This is a genomic window from Natronospira sp. (assembly GCF_007134575.1).
GTDB lineage: Bacteria > Pseudomonadota > Gammaproteobacteria > Natronospirales > Natronospiraceae > Natronospira > Natronospira elongata.
The window spans coordinates 1-8979 of sequence record NZ_SLKM01000104.1; the positions used below are offsets into that span (position 1 = coordinate 1).

The following is an 8979-nucleotide window of genomic DNA, read 5'->3' on the forward strand; positions in this document are numbered from 1 at the left end:
CAGGAAGAGGGTCTCCCACTTATTCCGGTCTCAGTGAACCTTTCGCCCATGCAGTTTCGCCGGAGGGATATTAGGAATCATATTCAACAAGCACTGGCCGGCTCCGGGGTCTCGCCGGAGTATCTGGTGCTGGAGCTGACAGAAGGTACTGTCATGGAAGAGGTGGAAGAAAGTGTCCGCATGCTGAGTCAGTTAAGCCGCCTCGGAGTCGGGTTGTGTATCGATGATTTCGGAACCGGTTATTCCAGTCTCAGTTATCTGAAGCGCTTTCCCATCGACAAGCTGAAGATCGACAAATCCTTTGTCTCCGATATCCCAGATGACCCCGATGACATGGCGATTACCGCAGCGGTAATTGACATGGGGCATAACCTCAATCTAAGGATCGTGGCCGAGGGTGTGGAAACGCGTGAGCAGCTTCAGTTCCTGCGTCAGAGAGGATGTCAGGAAATGCAGGGATTTCTGTTCAGTCGTCCGGTTCCCGCTGATGAGATGGCTGAGATGCTGAAACACCGCTCTCGTCTGGACGTTGCCTCATGATCAAAAAAGGCCCGCCGTAGCGGGCCTCTCAGGGTGGACCATACCCTGTTTCAGCAATCGTTAGTGGGCATCACTGCGGTACTCCGCAAGCATGCTCATGAAACGGTCCCGGGTTTCCGGGTCAGCTCGCTTGGCGCCGAGAATTTCATTGTAATCTTCCAGTACGAGTCCGGCTTCCTCAATGGCAGATAGCTTCTTGTCATGCCCCTCCTTGTGGAGGCGCGTGGCTTCATCGCTGTCGTCGGCCTGTTGAACGCGCTCAGCGGTGTCGCGGCGAATTGCTGCGATGGCTTCATAGGCTTCGACAAAGCGCTCCAGTTCGCCATCATCCACATCAATGTCCACTTCCGGCAAATCACCCGCGCCTTCTTCCTCGGGTGTGATATCAGGTGCCTGTTGTCCGGCTTGCCCCGCATCCTGGGCCAAAGCATAAGGACTGGTTGCCAGACCAAGGATCAGCGTGGCGAGAAGGGTATAAAGTGGTTGTGACATGGTTTCCTCCTGTCGCTTTGGTATCTGCCTTTTTCTTTGCAGATGCCATGCCAGATATTGCCGGCAAGACGAGACTTGGGGGGAAATCCAGGAAATTCAGTTGGTTAGTGTTTTGCATGCGGCAGGCAGCCGGACTCTGTGGGCCACTCAAGGGTGTGGCACGCTGTGACATGTCCACCTGTATCACGCTCCGAGGATGTCCGCGACTTCGTCGAACCCCTGATCGATGGCAAGTTCCGCGGCCCGCAGGCCTTGTTCGCTCCTGGCGTCGGAATCGGCGCCGTGATCAAGCAACAAGGCAACCATCTCAATTTGCCCGGTTCCGGCGGCCGCCATCAATGCTGTCAGGCCATCTCCCTGACGGCGGTCCACGCTGGCGCCGGCATCCAGGATCAGTTCCGTACTCTCCAGGCTGGCCCCTGCCACGGCCGCGTGAAGGGGCGTAAAGGCGAGGGGGTTTTCACTCACAAAGTCCGGGTTGGCGCCTCGGTCAAGTAGCAGGCCGCAGATATCCGGCTGATTGAAACGGGCGGCGAAATGCAAGGGGCTCATACCGTCGGCGCTGATGTGCATCACCGCATCGGGATCCATTTCCAGACTGCGCTCAATGACTGCTCGGACACCCAGGGCGGATGCTTCAAAAATATCCAGCCCCATCCGGTGAGCAGCAATACTGCGGGCCAGGTGTCGTTGGCCGGTATAGAGGGCAAGCATCAGGGCACTGACGCCCGCATCCGTGCGGGTATCGGCCAGGCCCGGGTTGGCCGCCAGTAAGCTGGCCAGCTCACTGCTGTCCTGGTTCTGAATGCAATAGATAATCGCTTGTTCGTCGGGTGTCATGGCCTGGCTCCCGGAAACGGGTCTGGCATTGTATCAAGTCATCGCTGTTGCTGAACGGGGAAGGCCTGAAGAGGTCACACGGGGCGGTGGGCTGAGTTACAGGCCCAAAAATGTCACAATGTGAGACATTGCTCAAGCAAACGGTGATCCCATGCAATGGATGTCCCGGCTATTGGCCGGATTTCGCCTCAGTCTGCGTGCCCGACTGGTCTTTGGCATCGTGGTCCCACTGTTGGTGGCGGTGCTGCTGACCATGACGGCGGTGCTGGCCACCATGGAGCAGCGGGCCGAGCAGCGCATGCAGGAGGATGTCGAGCTGATTGCCCAGGCGATTCGGCTGCCTGTGAGCTACAGCATGGAGCGGGATCGACGTGGTTCAGTGCATCAGGCGTTGGAGTCCGTGTTTCAACTGGACCAGGTCTATGGTGCTTTCGTTTACGACGCCGAAGGCGAACAGATCGCCGCCGTCGGTGCCGTACGTCCCCGTCAGGAGCCGGATTTCGTTCACGATGTTACCGTGACGCCGGATGAGGATGCCGGTCAATACGAAGAAATCGATGGGCGTGATGTCTATTCCCATTATGTGGCCCTGGCCGACGAGGCGACCGGGCAAATTATTGGCTGGCTTCAGGTCACACGCCGTGCCAGTGATTTTGAAGAACACATGCGCCAGGTGCAGCGCCAGATGCTGGCTGGGCTGCTGGCGGGCACTGTCGTCGTACTTCTGTTGGTAATGCTCGGCCATCACCGCGCGGTGGGCCGCCATCTGGGACGGCTCACTGCTGCCATGGCCCGTGTGGAGCGCGGGGAACGCGGAGTGCGTGCGGAAATGGACGGGCCCCGTGAATTGGCGATGCTGGCCCGTTCCCTCAATACCATGCTCGATGCAGTGGAGCGAGCGGAGCGGGAGATTCAGCAGCGGCGCAGTGCCCAGTTGGAGCTGGAAGAGCGCCTCCGGCATTCCGAGAAACTCGCCGCCATTGGACGCCTTGCCGCCGGTATTGCCCATGAGCTGGGAGCGCCGCTGTCGGTCGTTGATGGTCGCGCCCGGCGGGTGCTGCGAGATGAGGGGCTGGATCAGCGCCAGCGGGGCAATTTGGAGGATGTTCGCAGCGAGGTCCAGCGCATGAGTCATATCGTGCGCCAATTGCTGGATTTCGGTCGTGCCTCCAGCCGGGAGCGTAAACCGGTGCCGGCGGGGGAACTGCTTGGCGGCTGTCTGGATCGGGTTCGTGAATTGGCCGAGGCTTCGGATATCAGCCTTGAAGTCTCTGAGGACACTCCGGACCGGACGGTGGAAGTCGACCGGATTCGGATAGAACAGGTTTTTGTGAACTTGCTCCGCAATGCAGTTCAGGCTGAAGCGGTCAGCCAGGTCAGGTTGTCCTGCCGGGAAGAGGATGAAGGGATCCGCTTTCTGGTGGAGGATGACGGCAAGGGGATTGACCTGGAGAACCGATCCCGCTTGTTCGAGCCCTTCTTTACCACCAAGTCAGTAGGTGAAGGCACAGGCCTGGGTTTGGCGGTAGCCCATGGCATCGTCAATGAACATCATGGTTGGATCGATGTCAGTGAAAGTCGTCTGGGTGGTGCCGCTTTCATGGTCTGGCTGCCGTTTCAGCGTCGACGTGCAGAAGATGTGGGTGAGGCGTTGAGCGCTGGATTGCCTGAGCGGATTTCCCAGGACTGACACGAGATTGAGATGGTAGCAATAATGACAAAAGCCGAGCATATTCTGGTGGTGGAAGACGACGCCTCTCTGGCACGCCTGATGCGGGAAGAGCTGGAAGAGGAAGGTTGGCAGGTGGCAGTGGCGGAATCGGCCGAGGAGGGTGCCGAGTTGCTGGCCCGCCTTCAGCCGCAATTGGTGCTGAGCGACCTTCGGCTGCCTGGTGCCGATGGCATGAGTCTCTTGCGGGAAGCCAGGGCCATGCCCCATCCTCCATCCTTCGTCATTCTCACCGCCTTTGGCAGTATCGAGCAGGCAGTAGAGGCCCTCAAGGCAGGCGCAGACGAGTTTCTCACCAAGCCCATTGATATCGATCACCTGTTGCTGACCGTCAGTCGGGTCATGGAGAATCGGCGGCTGCGCTCGGAAGTGCAGCGATTCCGGGAGGCGTTCAGCGGTGACGATTTTCACGGCATGCTTGGCGACAGTCAGGCCATGCAACGCCTCTACAAGGAAATCAGCAGTGTGGCTGTTGCCAGTGGACCAGTGCTGGTGATCGGAGAGAGTGGTACCGGCAAGGAATTGGTAGCCCGCGCCATTCATGAGGAAAGCGAGCGCAGTCAGGGGCCCTTTCTGGCCGTCAACTGTGCGGGTATTCCGGCCGACCTGCTGGAAAGTGAATTCTTCGGACACGCTGCGGGGGCGTTTACGGGCGCCACCCGGCGACACAAGGGGATCTTTGCCCAATCCGACGGTGGCACCTTGCTACTGGACGAGATTGGAGAAATGCCCATGAATTTGCAGGCCAAGCTCTTGCGGGTTCTGCAGGAAGGCGTTATCCGCCCTGTTGGTGGTGAGTCCGATGTCGAGGTGGATGTCCGCATCGTGGCTGCCACCAACCGGGATATGGAGCAACTGGTTGCGGATGGAGAGTTCCGGGAAGACCTTTTCTATCGCATGGAAACCTTCGCCCTGCATATTCCGCCACTGCGGGAAAGGGAAAACGATATGGAGCAACTGGCCGTTCGCTTCATGGAGCGTTTCAGTCTTCAGCAAGGCCGGGATATTCAGGGCTTTTGCCCTGCTGCCGTCGAGGCCCTGAAGCGTTATCCCTTCCCGGGCAATGTGCGGGAGCTGCAGAATGCGGTCGAGCGAGCGGTGACCTTCTGCCACGACGGCGAGATACAGACCGAGCATTTACCCACCCGCATCCGCAACTACCGTGATGATGGCCGCGGCGGCACCGGCAGCGAGGTTCGAGCCGGGCTCATGGATCGCCTGGCCAGTGGGCAGAGTCTGCCCACCCTGGAAGAGCTCCAGGACCGCTATATTCGCTATGTCCTCGATCAGGTGGACGGTAACAAGCGCCAGGCCGCCGGCATCCTCGGTGTCAGCCGCCAGACCCTCTATCGCAAGTTATAGAAACCTCTGTACGAAGGTTCCCTTACCTCTTACCCCTTACCCCTTGCCTCATCCGGAATACTGTATATACTGACAGTAACTGTCAGTCCATACACCCATCCGGAGGTGGGCAATGAGCGAGTTGACTGCAAGACAGGCAGAAGTGCTGGATCTGATCCGCCAGGTTATCGAAAACACCGGGCGTCCCCCCACCCGGGCCGAGATATCAGAGCATCTGGGTTTCAGTTCCGCCAATGCCGCCGAGACCCATCTGCGCGCCCTGGCCCGCAACGGGGCCATTGAGTTGGTCCCCGGTTCCTCCCGGGGGATTCGCCTGATGATGGAAGAAGAGCCCGGCCTGCCGGTGGTGGGGCGGGTAGCCGCTGGCACCCCCATCCTGGCCGAGGAGCATGTGGAAACCCGCTACCGCATGGACCCCGAGGTTTTTCAGCCCCGCGCCCACTACCTTTTGCAGGTCAAGGGCATGAGCATGAAGGATGCCGGGATCTTCGAAGGCGACCTGGTTGCCGTGCACCGGGCCACGGATGTGCGTAACGGCCAGATCGTGGTCGCTCGCCTGGATGACGAAGTCACCGTCAAGCGCTTCAAGCAACGCGGTAAGCAGATCTGGCTGCTGCCGGAAAACGAAGACTTTGAGCCCATCGAGGTGGATCTGGAGACCCAGACCCTGGTCCTGGAAGGCGTCGTGGTCGGCGTCATCCGCAACGGCCGTATCCAATAGGGGGAGGAACCACTGATGGCCCCCCGTCGGCACGCTCCCGCGCTTGAGCACGGCTGCTCCTGCGTTACTCCGGCCGTCCCTGGCCTTCGCCCTTCGGGCCTGCAAGCGGAGCTTGCAGTTCAAATGCGTTCCAGACGCATTTGTGCAGCACTTGCCCGTAGCGCTGCTACTGTGCTGCGTGCTGTGCCTTGGATCAGCAGCCCACAGACGCGGAATCGCACAGCCGGGAACCCATCCGTGCTTCCTGGGGGTGACAGGCTTTCGGTGGTGTAGCGTGTCGGGGCTGGAGGCGTTGTTGCGGGATCCGCGGGTGTTTCGGCCGCGGCGGGGTGGGGCCTCGGGTGCCTCGAGCCTGTCCACCGGCTTCGAGGCGCTGGATCGGGTATTGCCTGGTGGTGGCTGGCCCACGGGGGTGCTGATCGAGCTGCTGGCCGGGCGTTGGGGGGTCGGCGAGCTGCGCTTGATCATGCCGGCTCTGGTGTCGGTGAGCCGTGCCGGGCGCTGGGTGCTTTGGGTCTCACCGCCGCATGTGCCTTATGCCCCCGCCCTGGCCGCCATGGGCCTTGATCCTGGTTGCTGCATTGTCACCCGTCCCGATAGCCGCGAAGAAAGGATCTGGACGGTGGAGCAAGCCCTTCGCTCCGGTGCCTGCGGCGCCGTCCTTGCCTGGCATTGTGAAGGCGCGGCCCGTCATGCCCGCCGCCTGCAGTTGGCCGCCGAGGCCGGTCAGGCCCTGGCTCTGCGCTTTCGCCCGCCGTCCTCGGCCGGAAGTCGTTCACCGGCAGCCTTGAGATTGCTGCTTCAGGCCTCGGGCACGGGCCTGCATATCGACATCCTCAAATCTCGGGGTGGGCAAACAGGGGGGCTTGAACTGAATATTTGAATCACTGGGTGTTGCCGATGACTCTGCCCCTGTTCCCCGAGCTCACAGCGCCTAAGGAGAAGCCGCCACCGCAGGCCAGGCATGGCCATCTGTCTTCCGTGGTGGTCAGGCCCCTGCCGTCGCGAAAAACGTATTCCGTTCTCTGGCTTTGCCTGTACTTTCCCGATCTGGTGATCGAATCGCTGACCCCCGGTGATGAGCGGCCCTGTTTGGTCGTGGCCGGTGAAGGCGGTGCTGCCCGTGTCGTCGGGCTCAATACCCGGGCCCGGCAAGCCGGTGTTTCAACGGACATGCGCCTATCCTCCGCTCTGGCTCTGGTGAAAGCCCCCAGTCTGTGTCGCCGCGATTCGGCCAGGGAGCGCGCCTGTCTGGCCGCGGCCGCGGATGCCGGAATGGATTTCACAGGCCGGGTCAGCGTGTTGCCGGGAGAGGGCTTGCTACTGGAGGTGCGTGGTAGTTTGCGTTTGTTTGGCGGATTGGACGTGCTCAAGGCGCAAGTGCTTGAGCGCATGGAAGGCCTTGGGCTGACGGCGATGGCCGCAGTTGCCCCCACACCGCTGGCGGCCCAATGGCTGGCCCGGATGGGCGATGAGAAACCGGTCACGAATCCGGCTAACTTGCCCGGTCGCCTGGGGCGTCTGCCTCTTGCGCCCCTGAGACTGAATGACAAGACGCGCCGGAGCATGGCCGGCATTGGCCTGCGTCGTCTGGCGGATCTGCTGCGCCTGCCCAGGGATGGCATTGCCCGGCGCTGGGGCAATGATGTCCTGAACGGTTTGGACCGGGCACTGGGCAGGGCCCCCGATCCACGGATCTGCTGGCGGGGCCAGCTCCGTTTTCATGATCATATGCTTCTGCCGGCCGAGACCCGGAATGCTGACCATCTGATGCAGGCTGCCCAGCGCATGCTGGAAAAACTGCACCGTTTCCTTCGACGACATGACAGCCAGGTGGAATGGCTGGAGTTGGGCTGTCATCATCACCGGCGGGAGACGAGCCGGTTACGTTTGCGTCTGCTGGGGGGGAGCAGTGATCCGAAGCATCTGGGCCGATTGTTGGCCATCCGAATGGAAGCACTTCGTTTGCCGGAGCCGGTTATTGAGCTGAGTCTGCAAAGCGGGCCGCTACGCCAGGCTGTTGCAGTGAGTCGCGGCCTCTTCATGGAAGCAGGGGATTCCGCTCGCAAGCTGGACTTGCTGGAACAACTTCGAGCCCGCCTGGGAGACAAGCGTGTATTCAGTCTCGCCAGTCGAGCCGTGCATCATCCTGAGCAGGGCTGGTGCCGGAGTGACCCCGGTGGGGGAGGCCAGGCCTATCCACGTGATGACCGTCCCCTGTGGTTACTGGCCGAACCCCAGCCCCTGAAATACACGGCGGGTTTTCAGAAGGTGTCGGGGCCGGAGCGAATAGAGACCGGCTGGTGGCAGGGACGGGACATTGCCCGTGACTACTATCGGGTCGTTTCCGAAGACGGCCGATGCTTATGGATTTTTCATGACCGACGCGGCAATCATTGGTTCATGCACGGCCTGTTTGGCTGAACAACAAAAAGGCTTTCATCATGCATAACCCGAAACAGGCCATGATTTTTCGTGCAGCGGAAGCCGAGGCCTTTGACTTTGTGGAGCGCTGCCATATCAGCGAATGGCTCAATAATGAGGCCGACCCGGCCTTGTCCGTTGCCCGCGCGGCGGTGGCGGCAGGAGTGACCACACGCTGGCATCGACTGCGGGGAATCGCGGAGCGCTATGTCGTGTTGTCCGGCGAAGGTGAGGTGGATGTGGCGGGGCTGGAGCGCCAGGTGGTTGGGCCCGGCGATGTCGTCGTGATACCTGCCGATACCGCCCAGCGTATCAGCAACATGGGTAGTGAGGAGCTTGTTTTCCTCGCCATCTGTACACCGCGATTCAGGCCCGAGTCTTATGAAGACCTTGATCCTGATCCCATGCCGGATGGCGAGGATCAGTCGCGGCGTTCGTAATCCCCTTCAATGGTGCGCTGATGGTCTTGCGGGGTGTGCTGCCGGGACCAGGCCGGGCCATACTGCACATGCATGCGGGACAGGCCCGAGCGGATGGCAAGCCGTCGCAGCGGCGGCACCAGCAGCATGAAGCCGAGGGCATCGGTGGCGAACCCCGGGGTCAGCAACATGGCCCCAGCCATCATCAGCGCCAGACCTTCAAGCATCTCCATGGCCGGGGCCATGCCCCGGTTGAGATTCTGCCGCGCACGGGACAGTGTCTGGATCCCCTGCAGACGGATCAGGGCAGCGCCAATGACGGCCGTCAGAATGCAAAGACCGATGGTGGACAGGGCACCGATGGATTGCCCCACCTGGATGAGCAGATAAAGTTCCAGCAGGGGAACGCCGACAAAAAGCAGCAGCAGAATTAAAGGCAAGACAGACCTCGG

General features: G+C 60.9%; 10 protein-coding genes. 7 read left to right on the forward strand and 3 right to left on the reverse strand.

The genetic code is table 11. From position 1 onward, the window contains the following. A partial coding sequence (locus ACJWXQ_RS04110; protein WP_406672217.1) for an EAL domain-containing protein occupies positions 1-540 on the forward strand: 540 nt, incomplete at its 5' end. Between the two features lie 60 nt (positions 541-600). Here ACJWXQ_RS04110 and ACJWXQ_RS04115 read toward each other — a convergent pair. Both ACJWXQ_RS04115 and ACJWXQ_RS04120 read right to left on the reverse strand, forming a co-directional pair. Then, complete coding sequence (locus tag ACJWXQ_RS04115) at positions 601-1032, reverse strand: DUF4168 domain-containing protein (protein ID WP_406672218.1); 432 nt, start codon at positions 1030-1032, stop codon at positions 601-603. A gap of 183 nt (positions 1033-1215) precedes the next feature. After that, positions 1216-1872 carry an ankyrin repeat domain-containing protein gene (locus ACJWXQ_RS04120; RefSeq protein WP_346050017.1) on the reverse strand — a complete coding sequence of 219 codons (657 nt, stop codon included), beginning with the start codon at positions 1870-1872 and terminating at the stop codon, positions 1216-1218. Between the two features lie 151 nt (positions 1873-2023). Here ACJWXQ_RS04120 and ACJWXQ_RS04125 point away from each other — a divergent pair, with 151 nt between their 5' ends. The 6 genes from ACJWXQ_RS04125 to ACJWXQ_RS04150 all read left to right on the forward strand — a co-directional run bounded on the left by ACJWXQ_RS04125 (position 2024) and on the right by ACJWXQ_RS04150 (position 8548). Further along, positions 2024-3562 (forward strand): ATP-binding protein, encoded by a 1539-nt coding sequence (locus tag ACJWXQ_RS04125; RefSeq protein ID WP_346050015.1) that lies wholly within the window; start codon positions 2024-2026, stop codon positions 3560-3562. Between the two features lie 24 nt (positions 3563-3586). Next, a complete protein-coding gene (locus ACJWXQ_RS04130; protein ID WP_346050012.1) occupies positions 3587-4963 on the forward strand; it encodes a sigma-54 dependent transcriptional regulator in 1377 nt (458 codons plus the stop codon). 112 nt (positions 4964-5075) lie between these two features. Continuing rightward, positions 5076-5684 (forward strand): transcriptional repressor LexA, encoded by a 609-nt coding sequence (gene lexA, locus ACJWXQ_RS04135; protein WP_406672219.1) that lies wholly within the window; start codon positions 5076-5078, stop codon positions 5682-5684. A 274-nt stretch (positions 5685-5958) separates the two neighbouring features. Next, positions 5959-6567: a translesion DNA synthesis-associated protein ImuA gene (gene imuA / locus ACJWXQ_RS04140; protein WP_346050008.1), complete on the forward strand. Its 609-nt coding sequence runs from the start codon at positions 5959-5961 to the stop codon at positions 6565-6567. A 17-nt stretch (positions 6568-6584) separates the two neighbouring features. Then, on the forward strand, positions 6585-8108 hold the full coding sequence (locus ACJWXQ_RS04145) for a DNA polymerase Y family protein (protein WP_346050007.1): 1524 nt from the start codon (positions 6585-6587) through the stop codon (positions 8106-8108). Positions 8109-8128: 20 nt separating this feature from the next. Further along, positions 8129-8548, forward strand: coding sequence for a cupin domain-containing protein (locus ACJWXQ_RS04150; RefSeq protein WP_406672220.1), 420 nt, complete (start codon positions 8129-8131; stop codon positions 8546-8548). On the opposite strand, the gene ACJWXQ_RS04155 is transcribed toward ACJWXQ_RS04150, so the two are convergent. After that, positions 8530-8979: FxsA family protein (locus tag ACJWXQ_RS04155; protein WP_406672221.1), on the reverse strand; the 450-nt coding region annotated here is incomplete at its 5' end. The genes ACJWXQ_RS04150 and ACJWXQ_RS04155 overlap by 19 nt on opposite strands.

Bases quoted from the DNA above. Each gene is read 5' to 3' on its own strand.
- ACJWXQ_RS04115 (WP_406672218.1), bottom strand. From the start codon at position 1,032: ATGTCACAACCACTTTATACCCTTCTCGCCACGCTGATCCTTGGTCTG.
- ACJWXQ_RS04120 (WP_346050017.1), bottom strand. From the start codon at position 1,872: ATGACACCCGACGAACAAGCGATTATCTATTGCATTCAGAACCAGGAC.
- ACJWXQ_RS04125 (WP_346050015.1), top strand. From the start codon at position 2,024: ATGCAATGGATGTCCCGGCTATTGGCCGGATTTCGCCTCAGTCTGCGT.
- ACJWXQ_RS04130 (WP_346050012.1), top strand. From the start codon at position 3,587: ATGACAAAAGCCGAGCATATTCTGGTGGTGGAAGACGACGCCTCTCTG.
- lexA (WP_406672219.1), top strand. From the start codon at position 5,076: ATGAGCGAGTTGACTGCAAGACAGGCAGAAGTGCTGGATCTGATCCGC.
- ACJWXQ_RS04145 (WP_346050007.1), top strand. From the start codon at position 6,585: ATGACTCTGCCCCTGTTCCCCGAGCTCACAGCGCCTAAGGAGAAGCCG.
- ACJWXQ_RS04150 (WP_406672220.1), top strand. From the start codon at position 8,129: ATGCATAACCCGAAACAGGCCATGATTTTTCGTGCAGCGGAAGCCGAG.